The sequence below is a fragment of the Streptomyces sp. NC-S4 genome (genome assembly GCF_054353315.1).
In genome coordinates this window covers 7,679,845-7,702,373 of record NZ_CM135937.1, presented here as the reverse complement: position 1 = coordinate 7,702,373, position 22,529 = coordinate 7,679,845, and the positions used below count along the sequence as shown (strand labels likewise).

Sequence of the window (22,529 nt, the reverse complement as noted above, 5' to 3'; positions counted from 1 at the left end):
CTGTCCGTCAACCCGGCTGGGCCCGCCTCCTGGCGAGGCCGAACGCCGACGATCGCGAAAGCCACCCCAGTGAAACAGCGCAGCACCCCTCTGACCATCGCCACCACCGTGCTCGCCGGGGCCGCCGCGTTCGGTCTGTCGGGCGCGATCCCCGCCTCCGCAGCACCGCAGCCGGCCGCCCCGTTGGTGCGGATCATGCCGCTCGGCGACTCCATCACGGCCGGCGCGGGCAGCTCCGGCGGCGCCGGATACCGCGCCCCGCTGTGGAGCCGGATCACCGCCCGGGGCGGCTACACCTCCGACTTCGTCGGATCGGGCTCCTGGGGCAACACGCCCGACCCCGACAACGAGGGACACAGCGGGTACACCATCAAGGACATTCGCGACGGCATCGACCAGTGGCAGCACGCCGCCGCGCCCGACGTGGTCCTGCTCCACCTCGGAATCAACGACCTCAACTCCCACAACGCTGACCCCGCCACCGCCGCGGCCGACCTGGTCTCCCTCATCGACCGCCTGCAGGCCAACAACCCCGCCGTCACCGTAATCGTCCAGGGCCTGCTTACCGACACCCGCGGCCAGTTCGCGCGCACGACCACCTTCAACACCGACCTGCTCGCCGCGGTCGACGCCCGGTCCAAGGCCGGCCGCCACGTACGCTACGTCGCGTCCCCGCGCCTGGATCCGGCCACCGAGATGCCCGACGGCCTCCACCCCAACGACGCCGGGTACCTCAAGATGGCCGACGCATACTACGAGAGCCTCAAGGCCGCGGTCACCGACGGGTGGGTGCACCCGGCCCCCGCGCCGCGGGCCGGCACCGAGTCGGGTGGTACGGACCGGGTCCGCTGGGCGGACTTCGACGGCGACGGGCGCACGGACCAGCTCACCATCGCCGATTCGGGAGAGGTCCGGGCCCGGCTCAACCGCGGCGGTGAAGGCGCCGGTTCCTGGCAGGACATCGGCCGGGTCGCCACGGGCGTCACCACCGACCGCACCCGCGTACGCCTCGCCGACTTCGACGGGGACGGGCGCGCCGACTACCTGTACATCGCCCCGGACGGTGGTGTCACGGCTTACCTCAACCGCGGCGGAGACGTCGGTGCCGGATGGCAGGAGCGCGGCAAGGTCGCCTGGGGCACCACCCGCTCGCACGAGCAGGTCCGGTTCGCAGACTTCGACGGCGACGGCCGCGCCGACTACCTGACCATCGCCGAGAGCGGGGCCGTCACCGCCCACCTCAACCGCGGCGGTGACCCCGCCGGCGGGGGCGGCTGGGTCGGGATCGGGCAGATCGCGACCGGCACCACCACCGACCGCAGCCGCGTGCGCCTGGCGGACTTCGACGGCGACGGCCGTGCCGACTACTGGACGGTCAACCCCGACGGCAGCGTTACAACCTACGCCAACCACGGCGGGGACGGCCACGGCGGCTGGCAGTACGCGGGCCGAACCGCCTCCGGTGTGACCACCGACCAAGGCCGCGTGCAACTCGCAGACCTGGGCGCCGACACCCACGCCGACTATCTCCTGCGGGAAGCCGACGGCGCGACCACCGTCTACGCCTTCAACGGCGGCGACCCCGACCCGGCGGGCTGGACCCGCCTCGGCACCATCCCCCGCCCCTCGTGACCGGGCGCCCGGAACCCGTCCCCATGCCGCAGAAGGCCACCAACGGAAGGCAGAACCCCGCATGCCCCGCAGGATGACCCGCCTCGCTCTCACCGCCGCCCTCGGAGCCTGGACCGCCCTCTCGGCTGCCGTGCCCGCCGTCGCCGCCGCGCCCCCCGCACCGCCCGTGCTGCGTGTCTTGCCGCTGGGCGACTCGATCACCGACGGCTACCAGAGCTCGACCTACGCCGGCTATCGGCTCCAGCTCTGGCAGAAGTCCCAGGCGCACCCCCGTTTCCGTGTCGACTTCGTCGGATCGCGGCAGTCCGGCTCGGCACCGGATTCCGACAACGAAGCCCACGGCGCCACCATGATCAACGACTTCCGTGGCAAGGCCGGGGACTGGGTGCGCAGCGCCGAGCCCGACGTCGTCCTCCTCCACCACGGCGTCAACGACCTGGACCGCGGAACCGACAAGGCCAACGCCCCGGCCCGGCTGGCGGCGGTGACCGACGAGATCCTGGCCGCGCGCCCGGGCGTGACCGTCGTTGTGATGGGCCTGATCCCCACGTCCGGCCCGGCCGGAGTGCCCGCCTTCAACTCCGCGGTCCGCAGATGGGTCAGTGCCAAGGCACAGGCAGGCGCCAAGGTCCGCTATGTCGACGCGCCCGCCCTGGCCTCCGGTGAAATGGCCGACGGCCTGCACCCGAACGACGTCGGCTACCGCAAGATGGGCGACGCCTTCTTCGAAGGCGTCGACAAGGCCGTAGCGGACGGCACCGCCACCCGTACCCACAGGGGCCGGGCCGGAACGGAGTCCGGTGGCGCCGACCGGCTGCGCTGGGCCGACTGGGACGGTGACGGGCGCGCCGACCGCGTCCTGGTCGCGGACAGCGGAGCGGTCCGCGTGCTGCTCAACCGCGGCGGCGACGGGCGAAGCGGCTGGGAGGACTACGGTCAGGTCGCGACCGGACTGACCACGGACCGGACGCGCGTCAGGTTCGCGGACTGGGACGGCGACGGCAAGGCCGACTACATCTGGGTCTCGGAGACGGGCTCGGTGTCCGTATACCTCAACCGGGGCGGCGACGGCCACGGTGGCTGGAGCCTCGCGGCCGACGTCGCGACCGGGCTCACCCAGGACGCCGAGCAGGTCCGGTTCGTGGACTTCGACGGTGATGGACGCACCGACTACGCCTTGGTGCGCTCCGACGGGCCGGTCACCGTCTTCCTCAACAAGGGCGGCGACGGCCGGGGAGGCTGGCAGGACCGCGGAACTGTTGCCACCGGCGTGACCGACGATCCCGCCCGGGTCCGATGGACCGACTTCGACGGGGACGGCTACGCGGACTACTCCGTGGTCCGGCCAGACGGATCGGTGGACAGCTACCTCAACCGCGGCGGCGACGGCCACGGAGGCTGGCTCTCTCCCGGGGCGCCCATCCCCACGGGAACAAGCGGGGACCAGCGGTACACGGCCTTTGCCGACTTCGACGGCGACGGCCACAGCGACCACATCCTGACCGGCCCCGACGGGTCCACCAGCGTCCGCCTCTGGAATGGTGGCAACGGGGCCGGCGGCTGGACCGATCTCGGCACGGTCGCCTCCGCGCCCTGATCCGCCTGGCCGGCCGCCGCCCCGCCTCCCCGAGCCCGCCGGCGGGCTCGTCGCCTCCGAAGGCGGGGCCATTCGCCTGCCCGCCCGGATCCCCCACCACCTGACCATGGAGATGCTCCTGACGAGCTCCCCCCTCCCGGCGGCGGACGCCGCCCGGCACGGACTCGTCAACCGGCTCACCGGCGCGGGCAAGGCCCTCGATGCCGCCCTCGACCTCGGGCAGGTCGCCCGTCGACCACAGCGCCGCCGGCGACGGAGGGCACGGTTGCTCGCTCGATCGGGTGATCCCGGCGGCGGGAGACGGCCACGGGCCCCCGTCCAGGAGAACGTTTCCCCAACGGGCGATCAGGTGGGCGGAGAGGTGTGGTGCGGAGTGGACGTGGTGCGCGAGTCGGCCCGGGAAGGGCGGGTCGTGTTCTGGGAGGAGTCCGCGCGGGACGGCGCGCAGGCCAAGACCCTCATGGGGGCGGGGTTCCGGGTGCGGCTGGCCCGGGAGACGGGCCGGATCTTCGGTGCCGACGGCCCCCGGCACGTGGTGTTCGCCGCCGGCTTCCCGGCGGTGTGCGCCGAGGAGTTCGAGGCCGTACGGCAGGTCGCGGTGGAGGCCGAGGGCGCGGTGAGTGTCGCCGCGGTGTGCCGGGGCGTGGAACGGGATGTGGAGCAGGCCGTCGCCTCGGTGCGCGACAGTCGGCACGCGCGGGTGATGGTGGTGATTCCTGCATCGGACGCGATGGCGCAGGTGATGGTCCACCGCACCGCCGCCCAGGCCCTCGAAGCGGCCGTCGACCTGGTCAAACGGGCCCGCGACCGGGACGATCGCGTCGCCGTGGACATCTGCCTGGCGGACGCCTCCCGCGCCGACACCGCGCTCATGGCCCACTACGCACAGGCCGTCACCGCCGCCGGCTCGGCCCTGGTCGTCCTGGCCGACACCGTCGGATCCCAGCTCCCCCGCACCTGCCACGACATGTTCACCCGGGTCCGGGCGGCATGCGGCCCGCAAGTGGTCCTGGCGTCGCACCTGCACAACGACCTCGGGCTCGGCCTGGCCAACTCCCTTCAAGCGCTGGCAGCCGGCGTGCGGGTGGTTTCCAGCTCCTGGCTCGGCATCGCCGAGCGGGCCGGCATGGTCGCCACCGAGCAACTGCTCTTCCTCCTCGCCAGGCACGGCGGGGAACTGCTCGGAGCGGACGCGGAACCGTGGTGGACGGCTCCCGATCTGACCCGGCTGCCCGGCATCGCACGCATGGTGGCGGAGGAAACGGGTGCGCCCCTGGGCGTCAGCACCCCGATCGTCGGCACAGGTGTCGGCACCATCTCCACGGGCACCCCTTTCGTTCACCCCGAGCTGTTCCAGCCCTTCGACCCCCGCGAGGTGCTGGGCATCGAACCGCACGTGGTCCTCACCCAGCTCGGCAGCGCACGTGTCGTCACCGCCGTCGCCGCCCGCCTCGGACACACCCTCGACCCGGACCAGGCCCGCGCCGCCATGAACTGGGCCAAGACCCGCTCCTACCGCACCGGTCGGTCCGTCACCGACGACGCCACCTTCGCCACCTACCTCGAAGGCCTCACCCGGACCACCGCCGGGAGCACCCCTTGAACGCCGCCGACCACACCCCGACCCGCACACCGGCCACCCTGACCCAGGCCCGGCACACCCTCCGACAAGGCAGCGCGGTCGTGCTCCCCAACCCCGCGCCCCTCACCCACGTCGTCGCCGCGACCACCGCAACCGCGGTCAACCAGGCCAAGTACCGGCCCGCCGGCCAGCCCGTCGCCCTCTGGGCCCACCACCACGACACCCTCGACACCCTCACCGGCCTGTGGGACCTCGCCCCCCAGACCTGCACGACGGCACTCCACCTGCTGGCCGAGGAACACCTCACCGTCCTCCTGCCGGTGCGCGCCCACGCCACCCTCCCCTCCTGGATGGGGCCTGCGGTGAAGGACGGCTGGATGCTGCTGTTCGGCGCCCGCTGGCGACCGCTGCACGCTCTACTGGACGACCACCCGGTGCTGTACGTCAGCAGCGCGAACCTCACCGGCCACCCACCCGCCGCCGACACCGGCGAGGCTCTCGCGATGTTCGCGCCCGCGGTGCCCGTCCTGCACCTGACCGATCCCGAACACCCACGCCCGCAGGCTGGCACGCAGCCGCGACGGGCAACCACCACCGTCCGCGTGACCCCTGACGGACAACTCCGGCTCCACCGCCACGGAGCCCAGGACCACGCCCACGGCAGTTTCGACGACTACCTGCGCCACCTGCGCAAACGGGCGGCATACAGGCTCTCTCGGTGAGTGCCCGGGCCCGGCCAGGGCCCCCTGCGTCCATGCGGCAGCGTCTATCGCCGATAACCCCCATTTGCGACCGAACGGTTTCGGGTCTCACCGTCTGCAGAGGGTACGGGCCATCTCACAGTCGAGGGACGCAGGAATGGGTCGGGAAGAACGCGCGTCGGAGGCCGACCGGAGACCAATCGCGCCGCGTACGTCCTACCGGCCGATGGTGCACACCCGGTTGATCGAGCGCGTCAGGCACGTGGTCCGCCGCGGCAGATGCGTTCCAATGCCGACTGCGTCCGAATGAATGAAAAGGTGGAAGAGGAACCTTTCGTCAAGTTGTTCCATTTAACGAACCAAGCCATGGTGATCATGACATTCCCCCTTCATCCTCAAGGAGGACACGTGACCGCTGCGGCACAGGACATCGTCACCGTCAAGCTCGAGCGCACTTTCGAGACCATGGACGCCAACCAGGACGGCTACCTGGATTGGACGGACTACCAGAAGCTCGCCGACCGCTACATCAAGGCGTACAAGCTCGGCAAGGACGACCGCCGGGCCAGGGCGCTCCAGACCTTCTGCCAGATCTACTGGCTGGAGCTGCTCCGTCACGCCGGCGTCGACGGGGACCGGCTCACGAAGGAACAGTTCGTCACGGCCAACCGCCTCGCGGTGATCGACACCAGCCGACTCAACGTGACCGAGGGCGGCGGCCATGCGATCTTCGACGTCATCGACGTCGACGGCGACAACGAGATCAGCAAGGACGAGTTCGCCCGCTTCCTGAGGGACGTGTGGAAGATCGACGCGCCCGAGGCGATGGACGTGTTCGCCAAGCTGGACACCGACGGAGACGGCGCGATCTCGCGACACGAGTTCATCCGTGCCGTGCGCGAGCACTTCCTCTCGAACGACCCGGATGCGCCGGGCAGCCTGTTCTTCGGGCACGTGTAAACAGATCCGGGTGAGTTGGTACTGCAATCGCGTCCTCGGAATGCGCCCCGGCTGAGCAATTGGCCGTAGCAGCACTCTGGCGAGGGGGTGATCACCTCCGGGAGAACGGGACGCCGTGTGGTGTATCCCCCTGACGGGCGGTAGCACTCCGAGCGCGGTTGCAGTACCGCCCTTCGGTATTTCAGCAGGACATCCCCGAAGGGTTTCCTCAGTGGGATTTCTGGGTGCGTGGAGGTATGTCCGGCGCTCCGGACGAACCCGTCCTTCACCGCCCCGTCTGAGCTGCCCTGCTTCCATCTATCGCATATCTTCGCTCCCTCTTCGTCGCAGTAGCTTTCGCGCGGGCCGGCCGGTCTCATCCGCAACCCCGGCGAACGACTCATCGAACTGTGAAAGGTCGCTTCATGCTGACGCAGCAATCCCACACGTCCGGCGACGTGGGGACCTTCTACAACCGTCACACGGATGTGTACGACGAGGCGCTCGGCGGAAACATCCACGTCGGCTACTGGGACGGAGAAGCGGACGACAGTCCCATGCGGGTGGCGACCGACCGGCTGACGGACCTCGTCGCCGAACGCCTCGTCCCGGCCCAGGGCCAGCACCTGCTCGACGTGGGCTGTGGACACGGGAGCACCGCGGCACGCATCACCGCGCACCACGCCGTACAGGTCACCGGAGTCAGCGTCAGCGACTACCAGGTCGAACTGGCCAACAGCCGACCGCAACCGCCGGAGCTTCCCGGACGGGCCACGTTCCGGTTGGCCGACGCCATGGAGCTGCCCTTCCCGGACGAGTCGTTCGACGGCGCGTACGCCATCGAGTCCCTGATGCACATGAAGGACAAAGAAGCGGCCCTCGGCCACATCGCCCGCGTCCTGCGCCCCGGCGGGCGGCTCGTCATCGCCGAGCACGGCCTCGAAGGCGAGCTCGACGGGCCGGACGCAGACCGCATGGCCGACGCCTGCAAGTTCTTCATGGTCTCCCTGAGCACCGACCGGTACGGCAAGCTGCTCGAGCAGGCGGGACTTACGGTCGTGGACTACACCGACACGACCGAGAACGTACGCCGCTCCTACGACAGCATGACCGACGGCTGGCGGAAGGCCGCACGCGACCTCGACGGCCAGCAGGCCCACGAAATGGAAACAGCGGCCGAACTGGGCACGTGCTTCTTCGAATTCCCACAGCTGCGCTACGGACTCCTGACCGCCGTACGCACCTGAGTCCCGACTGGTGCCGCCGAGGTCGTACACCCATGTCCGGGAACCGCTGGCCCTGCCGGTTGTACGGCGGCGCCGCGGAGGTCCACGGCGAAGCCGCGGCGCTGCGTGCTCCGGGGCCCGCCACCCGGGTCGTACTGCCCGGTGACGCACCGGCAAGGTCGGTCACCGACCCGCGCCCCGGCCCCGTCCGGCGGCAATCGATCCACCCCCGGGCCCCCGAGGACGCTCACCAGCACTGGCCCGCCTTCGCCAACGGTGGCCTTCCCTCCGAGTGGACGGTGCGGATCCCGGTCGGCATCCGCACCGTCCAGACCGCCTACGGACCCGACCGGAGACGGCTTCCCCATCCGTTGGTCCCCGCGTTCACCGCCCACCGCGTACGGGCGCTCGCACCGTGGACCGAGAAGACCACCACCATGCTGGAGGACGACCTCGTGGATGCGGCTGCCGCCGCTCCCGGCGCAGTGGTGGACCTGCGGAAGCACTTCGCCCCGCACTGCCGTGGCTGACGAAGGCCGCACCGCCCTGTCCGCGCTCTTCTCCCGGTTACCCGCCGTCGAACTCACCGTAGGACCAGGCTGTCTGTCTCCGCTGCCTTCCCTCATCTTCGACGGGCACCAAGAGATCCCTGTACGGCTCGAAGGAAACCCCAACAGTTGAACATGAACCACCACACGCTGTACCGCTTGACGGCGTACCAGCGCGACGTATGGTCCGTCGGCTCCCAGGCTCCGCAGTCACCACAGTTCAACTGCGTTCTCCACGAGCGTCTCGACGGCGGCGTCGACCACGAGCGGCTCGCCGTCTGCGCGGAGCGCGTGTTGCGCCGCCACGAGACGTTCCGGCTCCAGTTCGCCGAACGCGCCGGCATCCCCTTCCAACGAGTGGCCGAGGACCATGTTCCCGTCCCCGTGATCGACCTCTCGCACGAGCCGGGGCCGGACACCGCCTGCGCGGAGTGGATGCACAGATCGATGGCCGGCGCCCTGCCACTCAGCAGCGGTCCCCTCGTAGAAGCCACCCTCCTCCTGGAGAGCCCGGATGTCACGCATCTGCACATCAAGGCGCACCACATCGTCGCCGACGGCTGGACCCTCGACCGGCTGAGCCACGAGATCCTCCAGGAATACGCCCGGCCGCAGCACGCCGATCCGCAGCGGAGCGCAGGCGAAACGCCTTCCTATCTGGCGTTCGTCGAGGAGGACACCGCTTACCACAGCGGGACGGACGGCGACCGCGACCGTGCCTTCTACCGCGAATACCTCGGTGGCGTGGCACCCGCGCTCTTCACCCGTACGAAAGACAGCGGTCCGCGCGACCGCGGCCGTCACTCGCTCGTGATCGACGGTGCCCTCGTCGGCCGGGTCCGCGCCGCGGGCTACTGGCCGTTCACGTACGTCGCTGCCATGCTCGGTACGTACCTGACGCGCCTGCACAGGAGCGAGGAGGTGGTCCTCGGCGTCCCCTTCCTCAACCGCCCGACGGAGCGGCACAGGGACGTGCTCGGTCAGTTCGCCAACACCCTGCCGCTGCGGGTCGCGGCTCCCGGTGCCCTGACCGTTCGGGAACTGCTCACCGGAATCCAGGACACTACGCGCGCGCTCCGGCGTCACGAGCGGCTCGCTCTCGGCGACATCCTGCGGGAAGTGCCCACAGCGGCTCAGGGCCCGCGGCAGCTCTTCGACGTGACGCTTTCCTACATGAACTGGTCCCGGCCGGAAGTCCCGGGAGTGGTGCGGCGAGGGACCCTGATGGCCCCCTCGCACGACCAGGACGCACTGGGCGTCCTGGTGTCCGCCTTCGATGACACGACCGACATCCGTGTCGACCTGGACTACGCCCGCGACGTCTTCGACGAGGACCTCCCCATCGCCTCCGTGGCGGGTCACATCTCGACGCTCCTGGAGCACGGTCTGGACCTGTTGGACCGGCCGCTGTCCGACGTCCCCATGCTCTCCCCGGCCGAGTACCAGGACCTCACCGCCGGGCGTGCCCTTGGCCGGCCGGAGTCCTACGCGGACCAGGCCACCCTGCACGGACTGTTCGAGGCACAGGCCGCCCGCCGGCCGGACCAGACCGCCGTCATCGCGGCGTCCGGGGAGACACTGACCTACGCCGAACTCGACGAGCGGGCCAACCGAGTCGCGCGCGCCCTGCGCGCGGAGGGCGTCGGCCCGGACGAGCGGGTCGCGGTGGTGATGGAGCAGGGTCCGCAGGTGCTGGTCGCGCTGCTCGGCATCCTGAAGTCCGGCGGCGCCTACGTACCGGTGGATCCCGGCTACCCGGCCGATCGGGTGCGGTTCCTGCTGCGCGACAGCCGTGCCAAGGTGGTGATCGTCGATGACGGCGCCGACGCCGGGCTCGCCGCGGACGCGGCCGTGCGCTGCGTGGGCGGTCTGCTGACCGGCAGCGGTGCCCCTGTCGAGCCGCTCGCCACCTCCCGTGACGTCGCGTACGTCATCTACACCTCCGGCTCGACCGGACAGCCCAAGGGCGTCGTGGTCGAGCACCACAGTGTGGTCAACCGCCTCGCGTGGATGCAGCACCGCTACCCGCTCGGAGAACGGGACGTCCTCCTGCAGAAGACGCCTATCTCGTTCGACGTCTCCGTGTGGGAGCTGTTCTGGTGGGCCGTCGAGGGCGCGGCCGTGGCCCTGCTGCCGCCCGGCGGCCAGAAGGACCCGCGCGAGGTGCTGCGGGCGATCGGCGAGCACCGGGTCACCGCCGTGCACTTCGTCCCCTCCATGCTCGGTCCGTTCCTCGACCTGCTGGAGGAGTCGGCGCCGGCCCGCGAGGCCGTCCGGACCCTGCGGCATGTCTTCTGCAGTGGCGAGGCCCTGCCCGCCCCCCGAGTGGAGCAGTTCAACCGCCTGGTCGACCGGTGCCGTCGTGAGCGCGGCACGGAGCGGCCGGTACGGCTCGTGAACCTGTACGGCCCGACCGAGGCCACGGTCGACGTCTCGTTCTACGAGTGCCCGGCCGACCCCGCCCACACCATCGCGCGGGTGCCCATCGGCCGGCCGATCGACAACACCAGGCTGTACGTCCTGGGCGCCGACGACATGCCGCAACCCGTCGGTGTCGCCGGGGAGCTGTGCATCGGCGGGGTGGGTGTCGCCCGTGGGTACCTCGGTCGTCCGGAGTTGACCGCCGAGAAGTTCGGCACCGACCCGTTCGTGCCGGGCGGCCGGCTCTATCGCAGCGGGGACCTGGCGCGGTGGCTCGCGGACGGCACCCTGGAGTACCTCGGACGGATCGACGACCAGGTCAAGATCCGCGGCAACCGCGTCGAACCCGACGAGGTGGCCGCCGCCCTGCGCGCCGTCCCCGGGGTACGGGACGCCATCGTGGTGGGCCGTAACACCCCCGACCGGAGAACCGTCCTGGCCGGCTACTACGTCGCCGAGGCCCCGATCGACACGGCAGTGCTGCGCAATCGGCTCGGGCATACGCTGCCGGCGTTCATGGTTCCAGCCTCCTTCACCCGGATCGACGGCATTCCGCTGACCCCCAACGGCAAGGCCGACCGCGACGCGCTGCCACCACCGCACGATGTCCCGGAGGCCACCGCGGGCGGGCAGCCGCGCAACCGGACCGAGACCGTACTGGCCGAGGTCTGGGCCCGTGTTCTGGGCCATGAGGCCGTCGGGATCCACGACGACTACTCCGCCCTCGGCGGCGACTCGATCACGATGCTCAGGGTGCGTTCCGAGGCGGAGGCCCGGGGCTTGCGCTTCTCGCTCACCGACCTCCTGCGCAACCCGACGGTGGCCGGACTCGCCACGCGCGTCGAGGAGTGCGACGCATCCGGGACCGAGGCCGCCCTGGCTCCGTTCGCCCTGGTGGCCGACGTCGACCGGGCCCGTCTGCGGGATGCCGAGGACGCCTACCCGCTGACCCGGCTCCAGCTCGGCCTGCTGTACCACAGCCGCAGGCATGAAACCTCGGCCAAGTACCGGGACGTCTTCCGGTACACCCTGGAAATGCCGTGGGACGCAGAGCTCTTCCGCCGCGCCTTCGACCGGTTGACGGAACGGCACCCGGCGCTGCGCTCGGGCTTCGACGTGGCCGGCGCCGAACCGCTACAGGTCGTCCACCGGCGACTGCGCGGCGGCCTGGAGATCGTCGACCTGCGTTCGCTCGACAGCGCGACGGCCGAGGCCGCGGTGCGCGCGCACATCGAGGAACGCCGACACCACCCCTACGTGTTCGAGCGACCGCCGCTGTACCTGTTCCGCGGCCATGTACGGCCCGCGACCGTCGACCTGGTCCTCAGCTTCCACCACGCGCTCCTGGACGGCGGCAGCGTCGCCACCCTGCTCCAGGAGCTGCTCCAGGACTACGCCCACGGCCTCGGCCTGGGCATCGGCCCCGTCGAGGGCACGGCGCCTCCTTCACCCGCGGCTCATGTGCGTCTGGAGCAGAGCGCCCTGCGTTCGCAGGAGTCCGGGCGCTACTGGCGGGAAAGGCTGGCCGACTGCGAACCCCTGCAGATCGAGGCGTTTTCGCCCCATCTGTCCGGCACCGGCCACCAACCGGCCTCGCGGCGGGTCGACCTGCCCGGCCCCCTCGTCGAGCAGGTCCGGCACTTCGCGGCCGAACACCACGTGCCCGTGAAGTCCGTACTCTTCGCGGCACACGCCATGACGCTGGCCATGCTCGCCGGCACCCGTGACGTGACCACCGGCCTGATCACCCACGGCCGCCCCGAACTGGCCGGAGCCGAACGCATCGCCGGGCTCTTCCTGAACACCGTGCCCGTCCGTCTGGACACCGCACGGGACAGCTGGCTGGAGGTGGCGCGCGAAGGCTTCCGCCAGGAGCAGGACGGTCATCCCCACCGGCGGTACCCGCTGAGCGCGATCCACGAGGACCACGGCGGGCCCGTTCTGGACACGGCCTTCAACTACGTGCACTTCCGTCAGCTGTCCCATGTCCTGGGCCTGCCCGGTCTGCGACTCGGGGAGTTCCGCAGTTGGGAGGAGAACGACTTCCGCCTCCTGGTGAACGCGATCACCGAACCGGACGGCTCCGGCATGTGGCTGCGCATCGACTGCGACGGTGCGACGTTCTCGGCCGAGCAGGGCGACCTCTTCGCGGCCGGCTACCTGAGCATCCTGCGCCGTATGGTGGAACGGCCGCACGACACCCCGGACTTCGCCTTCCTCGCCTCCCGTCCCGTCCTCGCCTCGCCCGCGGAGTGCCCCACGGTCGTGGCGCGCTTCCTCGAACAGGCCGCGCGCACGCCGGACGCGACTGCCGTGGTGATGGGCGGGGAGCGGTGGAACTACGCCCGGCTCGCCGAGGCCGTTGAGGCCGTGGCCGGGCGGCTGGGCGCGCTCGGCGCCCCGGCGAACGCCCGGATCGGGATCGCCATGAACCGCTCCCCGCTGGCCATGGCGGTACTCCTGGGTGTCATGCGGGCTGGATGCGCGGCCGTCCCGATGGACGTCAGCTACCCCGCTTCCCGGCTGGCCACGATGGTCCGGCAGGCCCGGCCCTTCCGCGTCGTTGCCGAAGCCCCGTACGCCCACCTGGCCGGTGACCCGGGGCTGCTGCTGCCCGCCGAGTCGGTGGCCGCGCCGGCGCCGGTGTGCCCGGCGAGAAGCGGGCCGGACGCGGAGAGCACCGCGTACGTCCTGTTCACCTCGGGCTCCACCGGGACCCCCAAGGGCGTCGCCATGCCGCATCGCACCCTGGCCGCCCTGGTGGCCTGGCAGGCCGGGGCCCCCAGCGCGGCCGCGGGCGGTGTGACTCTGCAGTACGCACCGCTGAGCTTCGACATCTCCTTCCAGGAGATCTTCTCGACCCTGTGCTTCGGCGGCACCTTGTGCCTGGTCGGCGACGCGGAGCGGCGCGACATGCCCGCGCTGCTGCGCCTGCTCGACCGCGAGCGCGTCGAGCAGGTCTTCCTCCCCCCGGTGGCTCTGCACCAACTGGCCGAAGCCGCCGGCACACTGGGCATCACCCCACGGGCCCTGCGCGTGATGATCACCTGCGGCGAGCAGTTGCGCGTCACTCCCGAGATCCGCGCGCTGTGCGCCAGACTCCCGGAGGTGGTGCTGGAGAACCATTACGGTCCGACGGAGACCCACGTGGTCACCGCCTACACCATGACCGGTGATCCCGCGGCCTTCCCCGCGCTGCCGCCGATCGGCCGCGCCATCGACGGGGCCGAAGCGCACGTCCTGGACAAGCGGATGCGGCCGGTGCCGGTCGGGGCGCGGGGCGACATCTACCTGGGCGGCGGCTGCCTGGCCGACGGCTACGAGGGGCGCCCGGACTTGACCGAGGAGCGTTTCGTCCCACATCCCTTCGCGGACGGAGATCACAGGCTCTATTACACGGGCGATGTCGGCATGGTGCTTCCCGGTGGAGATGTGGTCTTCCTCGGACGCGACGACGCACAGGTCAAGGTACGCGGCTTTCGCGTGGAGCCGGCCGAGGTGGAACTGGCCGTCACAGATCTGGCCGAGCGGTATCCGGGCCTGCGTGACGCCGCGGTCGTCGCTCGGCGGCACGAGAACGGCGAGGTCTTCCTTGCCGCCTTCCTGCTCGGCGAGGGCACGAGCGAGGACCTGGCCGGCGTCCGCGAGCGGTTGCGTGCCACCCTGCCCGACTACATGGTCCCCTCGCACCTGCAATGGGTCTCCCAGTGGCCGCTGACCCCCAGCGGCAAGCGGGACGACGCCGCACTGCGCCGCGCCCCGCTGACCGCCCCCACCTCCGGCCGCGCCCCGGCCACCGCGCCGCCGCGCGACGCCTACGAACGGACGCTGACCGAGATGCTGGCGGACGTGCTGTCCCTGGACTCGGTGGGAGTGCACGACAGCCTCTTCGACCTCGGCGGCACCTCTCTGTCCGCGATGCGGCTCGTGGTCCGGATCGAACAGCGCTACCGGGTGCACATCCCCCTGTCGGAGTTCCTCGCGACACCCACCCCCGCCGGACTCGCGGCCCGGCTGCGCGAGGGAGGGGCGAGAGCCACGTTCGACCCCCTGGTACCGATCCGCCCACAGGGCACCCGCACGCCGCTGTTCATGGTCCATCCGATGGGCGGCAACGTGCTCTGCTACGCCGGGTTCGCACGGCATCTCCCGGACACCCAGCCGCTGTACGCGCTCCAGGCCGCCGGAGCCGAGCCCGGCACCGCACCTCTTTGCACGGTGGAAGACCTGGCGGACAGCTACCTCGCCGCGCTGCTGACGGCTCAGCCACACGGCCCCTATACGATCGGCGGATGGTCCTTCGGCGGCTTCGTCGCCTTCGAGATCGCCCGTCGGCTGCGGGCCGCGGGCGAGCAGACCGCCCTGCTGGTGCTGGACACCACCGCCCTGGACCAGGGCCCGCGCGTCGCCCATGACGACGACGGTCTACTGGATTGGTTCTTCCACGAGTTGCTCTGGCTGCGGGACGGCGGCGCATCACCCGCACGGGGCATCCCGGAAGGACTCGAATCGCTGGAGGAGAAGTTCGCGTTCATGGCCCGCCTGGCGAGCGAGCGGGGCGTCCTGCCGGCCGGCAGCCCGGGAGCCGTCATCCGCCGCCTCTTCGGCGTCTACCGGGCGAACTGGCAGGCAACGCTGGCCTACCGGCCCCCGCGCGAGGAGCAGGACCTCACGTTGATCCGCGCCGCCGAGCCCCTGCCCGCCGTCCTGTCCGCCATGCACAGCGCCGCCCGAACCCGTCATCAGGACCCCTGCAACGGCTGGAGTGCCATGACCAGCGGGCGGATCCAGGTGGTCCGTGTCCCCGGCGACCACATGACGATCATGGAAGAACCACACGTGGCCACCCTGGCCCATACCGTCGCGGAGCTGATCGGCACCGACTTCACCCGAACCGGCCGGGAGAGCTGACTCATGCGATCGGAACGGCATGTGAAAGCCTCGGTCATCGGTACCGGCATCGACGGAGACAGCGGCTACCTCTTCCCGCTCTCCACCGTCCCCTTCCGGCACGCATCCTCACCACGGGTGCCGTGCGCCACCACGGGGCCGGCGGACAGCGTCTCGGCCTCATCGACATCGGCCACGGCGTCCGCCACCGGTGGGCGGCCATGAGCACGCCCGAGGAGACGCCCTCCCCGAACCGGATCAAAGACGGACTTCGACTCCGTCGGCGGCTGGTCCGCAGCGCCCACCTCCGGCCGGCACCCCGTCATGCCCTCACCCAGCGAACCGCCCAAGACCCTCCGGACAGTCCGGCCACCGAACCCAGCAGCGTCCACCGCGAGCTGAGCCCTTTGGAGCGCCTGTACTGGATCGCCGACCAGACCTCACCGCTCAACGTCATCGCCCGCGCCCGCGTGCACGGACACCTGCCCCCGTCGCTGCACCGCAGCGCACTGGACACCCTCCAGCTCCGGCACCCCTTGCTGCGCGTCGCGATCGCCGATGACGGTACCGGAGCACACCCCGCCTTCGTCCCGCTGGACGGGCGCCAGATCCCGCTTCGGTTCGCCCACGTACCGCCGGACGATCCCATGGCCGACGCCCGGTGGGTGCACGAGGTGAACGACCGCGAGCTCGTGGAAAGTGTGGACTGGCGCGCCGGGCCACTGCTGCGCGCGGTGGTGATCACCTCGGGAGCAACGGGCGGCGATGACGAAGGGCACGTCCACGACCTGCTGTTGACGGCTTCGCACATCATCGCCGACGGCAAGACGTGCCTGTCTCTGGTCCGGGAGTGGATCGAAGTGGCAGCGCAGCTGGACTGCGGCTCGCGGCCTCCGGCCACACCGCGACGGGCACTGCCCGCGACGGACGACCTGCTCCCTCCCCGCCACCGTGGCGCTGCGGGTGTCGCCGGCTTCGAGGCCATGATGCGCCGGGCTCAGCAGGCGGCCCGACGGCGCCCCGCGCAGCGGATCGTCCCCAGTCACCCGGTGTCATTCGAGCAGCGGCGCACCCTGATGGTGCACAGGTTCCTCACCGCCGAGCAGTTGGAGCTGCTGGTGGCTGCGGCCAAACGGCACGGCACCACGGTCCACGGAGTTCTCGCCGCCGCGATGGTGACGGCGGTCGCCCGGGACGCGGGAACCTCGGCGACGGCACTCTTCTCGATCGGCTCGCCGGTCGACTTCCGCAGTGATCTCGAACCGGCCGTGTCCTCCGACGAGGTCGGCACCTACGTGGCCACGGTTCCCTCCCGCGTCCGCTACGAGCCCGGCCGACCGCTGTGGCCGATGGCCCGGGCCATCACCCGGGACCTGGTGCGGCGCCGGAGGCGCCAGGAGCACCTGGCCACGATCAGCCTGCCGCGCTGGACAGGACCGGCGTCACTGACGGACAGCGAGCCGTTCATGCGGTTCATGGACGAGAAGGGGCCCATCAACCTGTGCCTGTCCAACGTCGGCCGCTACGAGTTCCCCGACCGGGCGGGCTCGTGGCGAGTCGGTGAGGCCCAGTTCCTCACGGGTGTCTCGGTGATGGGCGCCATCGTGGCGACGGCGACCACAAGTCACACCCAACTCGCTTGGAACTTCAGCTACGTCGACGGCCTGATCCCGACGCCGCGCGCACGGCGCATCGCCGACGACTCCGTCCGCACCGTACTGTCCGCCCTCGGCGAGTGACCGGTCGAGCCGAATACGTGCCGGATCTCGCGGGTCCCCGTGGTCTCGTTCGTCCAACCCCGCCGGCCGCTCCCTTCCCATCGAAAGGTTCCTCGATGACCGATACTGCGATCCAGACGCTGACGCGGCACCGTGTCCTTCCCGTCGGCGAGAACGGCTCGCTGTGGGAGGCTCGCCCCTCGTGCGGGATCTTCGAATTCCACGGCATGCGTCTACGGCTCACGGTGGAGGACCCCACGGAAGTCCTGTTCCCGACCGACTGCGGGCTGAGCCTGATCGCCGCTCTCAACGGTGACAGCACCCTTGATCTGGAAGGCGTCAACGCCCTGGACATCGGGGCCGGTTCCGGCCTCTACAGCGTCGCCCTGCTCGCGGGCGGCGCCGAGCGGGTGACCGCTCTGGACATCAACCCCGCATCAGCCGCCCAGACGACGGTGAACGTGATGGCCAATGGTCTCGACGCGACGCGGCTGACCTGCGTCACGTCGCCGCTGGAGGAGTACACACCGGACGAGCGGTTTGACCTGGTGATCACCAATCCGCCGCACCTGCCGTACGATCCGAGTTACGCGAGGAAGGACGGGCTGGAAACAGCTCTCGTCGCCCGCAGGGGCGGCCGCGCGGTGTACGACTCCGTCGTCGAGCGCATGGACATGCTCCTCGTGCCGGGCGGCACGCTGCTCATGGCCCACTCATCACTCGCCGACATTCCCCGGACCGTCAATGAACTCACAGCGCGTGGCTATGAGGCCGAGACGCTTGAGGTCTTCGAGATGGACATCCCGCTCCTGGCGTACGCCGAGCACAAGGAGACCGTGCTGACCCTCCTGAAAGAACGGCGAGCAACGGGCCGGGCGGAATTCGACGGGTCGCGCTTCACCGTGCACGCCCTGATGTTCCGGCGCCCTGGGAACGCCACCGGCCGCTGACATCACTTCAGCGCTGCCTGACAGCACCGGAGCGGATCGGCTCGCCGAACTACTCGGCGGGCCCATCGGGACCCCGGCCGTCGCGGCACCCTCGACGAATGCTTGAGCCGCGGCGGGCTGCCGCCGTGGTCTGCCCACGCGGTGCAGCTGCCGAACGATCCTGCAGGTGGGCGGGTGTACTACCCCAGCGATCGTGGCCCTTCAGACCGGCGCGTCTTGTTTGTCGAGCATCAACTGCGCGATCTCTCCCAGAGTGTTCGCTCCCGCGAGTTCGTCGAAGCTGATCTGCAATCCGGGGTCGCCTTCCAGCACGAGGGACAACTCCACCACGAACAGTGAGTCCAGGCCGAGAGCCGTCGGCGTGGCTTCCGGGGAGACCAGCTCGGGCTGCACCTGGAACTTGTCGGTCAGGATGCTGACCAGGATGTCGTACATACCGCTTCTCCGAATGAGTCAGTGCGGGCGGGCGAGGTCTGGCCACACGACGGTGGTGGCGCCCCACGCCAAGCCGCCACCGAAGGCCGTCAGCAGGACCCGGTGTCCGGGCTTGAGGCTTCCTGTGCGGTTGGCGTGGTCAAGGAGGATCGGGATCGAGGCGGCCGAGGTGTTGCCGACCTCCTCGATATTGGACAGTGCGCTCTCCGCCGTGATGCCCAACCGCCCTGCGAGCATGGAGATGATCCGTGCGTTCGCCTGGTGGGGGACGATCCGGTCCACGTCCTGCGGCTTCCATTCCGCGGCGTCCAGAGCCGCCCTGGAGGCGGACGTCATGTGCTCCACTGCTCGCCAGAACACTTCTTGCCCCTCCAGACGCAGATACGAGTCCGCCGGGGTACCGCCGAGCGCTGAGCGTTCCTCGGATCCGCCGCCGCGTACGGTGATCAGGTCGCGGCCACCGCCATCGCTGCCCAGCACGCAATGCCCCAGGGCGCCGGGTTCCTCGTGGTGGCCCGAACGCAGAACGACAGCGCCGGCTCCATCGCCGAAGAGCATGCTCGTGGGGTCATCCGGGGCCACGCTCAGCGACAGCGCGTCTGTCCCGATCACCAGAACGCTGTCGGCCGTGCCCGCGGCGATCAGGCCCTGTGCGACACCCAGGCCATAGATGAAGCCGGCGCACACCGCCTGGACGTCCAGCGCGGCCACGCCCGTCATACCCAGCCGTGACGCAACGCTCGGAGCCGTACCGGGGCACGGCCTGTCCGGCGATGTGGTGGCGACGACCACGGCTGCGACATCGCCGACCGCGGAACGGGCCAGGGCCTCACGGCCGGCCGCGACCGCCAGGTCCCCACTGGTGGTACCCGGCTCAACGACGTGCCGGAACCGGATGCCGGAGCGCTGGAACATCCAATCGGGCGACCGCCCCAGGCGCTCGACCAGTTCTTCATTGGCCACCCGACGCGGTGGCAAGCGCGACCCGACACCCACCAGGACGGACGCCGGAACTCTTCGATCCCTCACTTCCCCACCCTTAACCTCGGACACGGCCCGGGAGGGCCCCGTGTCGCCGGCGTGCGCGACCACCTGACCACCTCGCCGATCTGGTGCAATATCTACATCGCATTTTGAGCCAGTAACGAAACAGCCTTCACTGTCGCCTGTTTGCGATTCTTTCCCTCTTTCATTACATATATACGGTCAGTCCGCAGTGCGCATATCCGATTGCCCGCCCCGGTCGATATCGATCGACCGCACCGGACAATGCTAACCTCAATTGCGATTCGGCCGAAGGTGCACACTCCAGGCGCACCCTCACCGTGAAGGGGAATCAGCATGACCGAACATTCGGCGACCGGCATGGACGAGCTATGGAAACTGGTATACACCAGCTTTCGATTTCCGTTCCTGCACGCCGCACTACGCCTGAAATTGTTCACCCTGCTCAAAGAGCGGCCAGGCAGCACTCTCGACGAGATCGCCGACGCGTTGGGGCTGGAAAAGCGCGCGGGCCACGTGCTGCTGCTGGGATGCTGTGCGTTCGAGCTCGTACGCAAGGACGGCGATGGGTACTACAACACCGCAGCGACCAATCTCGTGGCGGGCGATCCCGGCGAGCTCATGCCTGTCATCATCCGGTACACGCACGAGATGTTGTACCGGCCGATCGGCTGGCTCTACGAATCGCTGGTGCACAACGACAATCTGGGGTTGCACCGCGAACTGCTCGCCGGCTCGTCAGCGACCACGCTCTACGAACGCCTGGCCGAGGACGAGAACCTTGAGAAGCTGTTCACCGCCATGATGGAGCACCAGAGCCGCACGGCGGTCGAGGACCTTGTCAACGCTGTGGATCTTTCACCATATCGCCACGTATTGGATGTCGGCGGGGGAACCGGCACCAATGCCATCAGCTTCGCTCAGCGGTGGCCCCACCTCCAGGCGACCATCCTCGAACTGCCGAACGTGGCGAAGATGGCGAACGACCGGATCGCAGAGGCCGGCCTGTCCGAGCGGATTCGCGCGGTCGGAACCGACGTCATGCAGGACGAGCTCCCCACGTCTCACGACTGCGTCGTGTTCTCACGGTTCCTCGAAATCTGGTCCCCGGAGCAGGTCCGCGACCTCTTCGAGCGAACCTACAGAGCGTTGGAGCCGGGCGGTCACCTGGTGATCGTCACCTGCGCTCAGGACGATGACGAGACCGGCCCCGTGCACGCCGCGTTCCTGTCGGCGTACCTCCACACGGTCGCGTCTCCCGAGGGCCGTACCTACACCCCACGGGAATTCGAGCAGTGGTACACCGAAGCGGGTTTCGAGCCGATGGATCGCCAAGTTTCCGGGCGGTTCGACGTCATTCTCCGCGCCCGCAAGCCGGCGTCCGACTGAGTAAGGATGTTCAGCGGTGCTTCTCCTGGGCGAGGACGGCCCGGATGATTGACGTGAGTCGGGGCGAAAGCCCGCTCGAGGCCAGCCGTCACCCGATCCGTGACCACTCCGAAGATCCTTGGCCGGGGGCGCCGACACCGGTCCGCCGCCGGTCGACCGGCGCGAGACGGGCAGCGAACACCGCGAGATCTGCGATGGACGGCACCGAACTGCACGACGCCTTCATCTCGCCGGCCCGCACCCTGATCCACGGAGGCGCCCCTAGTCAGGGAGCGACGGTGCAGTGACGGTGACGTGCGTCCGTGAGCTCGGCTCGCGCCGGACACTGCTCGGCTCGACCGCGGGGCCGTCCGGGAAGACGAGTGCCTGAGCGATCCGCCGCGTGAGGATGCGGCGCGGGGTCAGCCGGAAGGAGCTGTTCCGGACCAGCCGCGGGACGGGACGGGCTGCCTGCTCGAGCTCGCTCATCCTGCGGGACTCGGCCACCATCGACCTGGTGCGGTCCCGGCGTCGCCCTTCGTAAGTACGCAAACCTGCCACCAGGTCGTCACCCGTCGCGGGCTCGGCGAGCGTGCGCGCCAATACGATCGCGTCCTCCATCGCCATGCCGGCACCCTGGGCGAGCGTGGTCAGCATGGGGTGGGCGGCATCGCCGATCAGGGTGACGGGGCCGTCGCCCCAGCGCTCCAGAAAGGCCCGGTCATGGGAGGGGACGGTGAGGACGTCCTGTTCCGGAGTGGCCTCGATCACCGCCCGCACCTCGTCGGCCCAGCATTCGTACGCCTGGCCGAGGCTGTCCTTGACCCCGTGTGCGGGAGATGCGTCGACGGGCGTCCTCATGGCCGCCCACCAGTAGCAGCGTCCGTGGCCGATGTCGATGAGGCCGAAACGCTGTCCGCTGCCCCAGTAATGGCGCACGGCGCCCGTGGTGAGGAGAGGATGCCGAAACTCGGCGATGCCGAGCCGGAAGTGGTGGTCGGTGCCCCGGGCCCTCTCCGGCCCGACGAGATGGTGTCGGACAGCCGAGTTGAAGCCGTCGGCGCCAATCAGGATGTCTCCGCTCGCCGAACGTCCGTCGGCGAAGCGGACGAAGACGCCCGTCCCGGCTGTCTCGAAGCCGACAGCGGTCGCGCCGAGGTGGATCGGGCAGTCCCCGGCTTCCGCCAGCAGGGCTTCCTGGAGGGCGGTACGGCTCAAACAGTAGCTGGGTGCGCCCGCGCGGTCGCAGGCGTCATTGAACGGAAGGTCTCTGATCCTCCTGCCACGCCGGTTCATGATTCTGAACGACTCCACGGCCTGACCGCGCTTGTCCAGGCAGAGATCGATACCCAAGCCGGACAGGGCGGTGACGGCATTGCTCATGACCGCCAGACCGGAGCCGGCGGCGCGGAGCTCGGTGGCGCGTTCGTAGACCTCGACGTCGATGCCGACGCGTCGCAGCGCGATCGCACAGGTCAGACCGCCGATACCGGCACCGATGACCAGGGCCCTCACGG

The 22,529-nt window shown here is 70.0% G+C and carries 14 protein-coding genes and 1 pseudogene; 12 read left to right on the top strand and 3 right to left on the bottom strand.

Annotated features, from left to right (window positions below):
• Window positions 1-69 precede the first annotated feature (69 nt).
• The 11 genes and pseudogenes from ACXNSR_RS34485 to ACXNSR_RS34435 all read left to right on the top strand — a co-directional run bounded on the left by ACXNSR_RS34485 (window position 70) and on the right by ACXNSR_RS34435 (window position 18,204).
• The gene (locus tag ACXNSR_RS34485; RefSeq protein WP_458639251.1) at window positions 70-1,632 is read left to right on the top strand and encodes an FG-GAP-like repeat-containing protein; all 1,563 of its coding nucleotides are present in this window, start codon (window positions 70-72) and stop codon (window positions 1,630-1,632) included.
• A 73-nt stretch (window positions 1,633-1,705) separates the two neighbouring features.
• Window positions 1,706-3,229: an FG-GAP-like repeat-containing protein gene (locus ACXNSR_RS34480; RefSeq protein ID WP_458639250.1), complete on the top strand. Its 1,524-nt coding sequence runs from the start codon at window positions 1,706-1,708 to the stop codon at window positions 3,227-3,229.
• Window positions 3,171-3,437 (top strand): annotated as a pseudogene (locus ACXNSR_RS34475) (enoyl-CoA hydratase-related protein); the annotation flags it as partial. The gene ACXNSR_RS34480 and the pseudogene ACXNSR_RS34475, both read left to right, overlap by 59 nt.
• Window positions 3,438-3,602: 165 nt before the next feature.
• On the top strand, window positions 3,603-4,832 hold the full coding sequence (locus ACXNSR_RS34470) for a 2-isopropylmalate synthase (RefSeq protein WP_458643470.1): 1,230 nt from the start codon (window positions 3,603-3,605) through the stop codon (window positions 4,830-4,832).
• The gene (locus ACXNSR_RS34465) at window positions 4,829-5,533 is read left to right on the top strand and encodes a Sua5/YciO/YrdC/YwlC family protein (protein WP_458639249.1); all 705 of its coding nucleotides are present in this window, start codon (window positions 4,829-4,831) and stop codon (window positions 5,531-5,533) included. The genes ACXNSR_RS34470 and ACXNSR_RS34465 overlap by 4 nt, the downstream gene beginning before the upstream one ends.
• Window positions 5,534-5,920: 387 nt before the next feature.
• Window positions 5,921-6,472 carry an EF-hand domain-containing protein gene (locus tag ACXNSR_RS34460; RefSeq protein WP_458639248.1) on the top strand — a complete coding sequence of 184 codons (552 nt, stop codon included), beginning with the start codon at window positions 5,921-5,923 and terminating at the stop codon, window positions 6,470-6,472.
• Window positions 6,473-6,876: 404 nt separating this feature from the next.
• On the top strand, window positions 6,877-7,698 hold the full coding sequence (locus tag ACXNSR_RS34455; RefSeq protein ID WP_458639247.1) for an SAM-dependent methyltransferase: 822 nt from the start codon (window positions 6,877-6,879) through the stop codon (window positions 7,696-7,698).
• A 32-nt stretch (window positions 7,699-7,730) separates the two neighbouring features.
• A complete protein-coding gene (locus ACXNSR_RS34450) occupies window positions 7,731-8,207 on the top strand; it encodes a hypothetical protein (protein WP_458639246.1) in 477 nt (158 codons plus the stop codon).
• Window positions 8,208-8,360: 153 nt separating this feature from the next.
• A complete protein-coding gene (locus tag ACXNSR_RS34445) occupies window positions 8,361-15,557 on the top strand; it encodes an amino acid adenylation domain-containing protein (protein WP_458639245.1) in 7,197 nt (2,398 codons plus the stop codon).
• A 122-nt stretch (window positions 15,558-15,679) separates the two neighbouring features.
• On the top strand, window positions 15,680-17,275 hold the full coding sequence (locus ACXNSR_RS34440; RefSeq protein WP_458639244.1) for a phthiocerol/phthiodiolone dimycocerosyl transferase family protein: 1,596 nt from the start codon (window positions 15,680-15,682) through the stop codon (window positions 17,273-17,275).
• Between the two features lie 95 nt (window positions 17,276-17,370).
• The gene (locus ACXNSR_RS34435) at window positions 17,371-18,204 is read left to right on the top strand and encodes a methyltransferase (RefSeq protein ID WP_458639243.1); all 834 of its coding nucleotides are present in this window, start codon (window positions 17,371-17,373) and stop codon (window positions 18,202-18,204) included.
• Between the two features lie 201 nt (window positions 18,205-18,405).
• Here the strand turns inward: ACXNSR_RS34435 and ACXNSR_RS34430 are convergent, their stop codons facing one another.
• On the bottom strand, window positions 18,406-18,639 hold the full coding sequence (locus ACXNSR_RS34430) for an acyl carrier protein (protein WP_458639242.1): 234 nt from the start codon (window positions 18,637-18,639) through the stop codon (window positions 18,406-18,408).
• A gap of 18 nt (window positions 18,640-18,657) precedes the next feature.
• A complete protein-coding gene (locus ACXNSR_RS34425) occupies window positions 18,658-19,602 on the bottom strand; it encodes a beta-ketoacyl-ACP synthase 3 (RefSeq protein ID WP_458639241.1) in 945 nt (314 codons plus the stop codon).
• A gap of 378 nt (window positions 19,603-19,980) precedes the next feature.
• Here ACXNSR_RS34425 and ACXNSR_RS34420 point away from each other — a divergent pair, with 378 nt between their 5' ends.
• Window positions 19,981-21,033 (top strand): methyltransferase, encoded by a 1,053-nt coding sequence (locus ACXNSR_RS34420; protein ID WP_458639240.1) that lies wholly within the window; start codon window positions 19,981-19,983, stop codon window positions 21,031-21,033.
• A 261-nt stretch (window positions 21,034-21,294) separates the two neighbouring features.
• Here the strand turns inward: ACXNSR_RS34420 and ACXNSR_RS34415 are convergent, their stop codons facing one another.
• Entirely contained in the window at window positions 21,295-22,527 is a 1,233-nt protein-coding gene (locus tag ACXNSR_RS34415) for an FAD-dependent monooxygenase (RefSeq protein ID WP_458639239.1), read from the bottom strand.
• Window positions 22,528-22,529 lie beyond the last annotated feature (2 nt).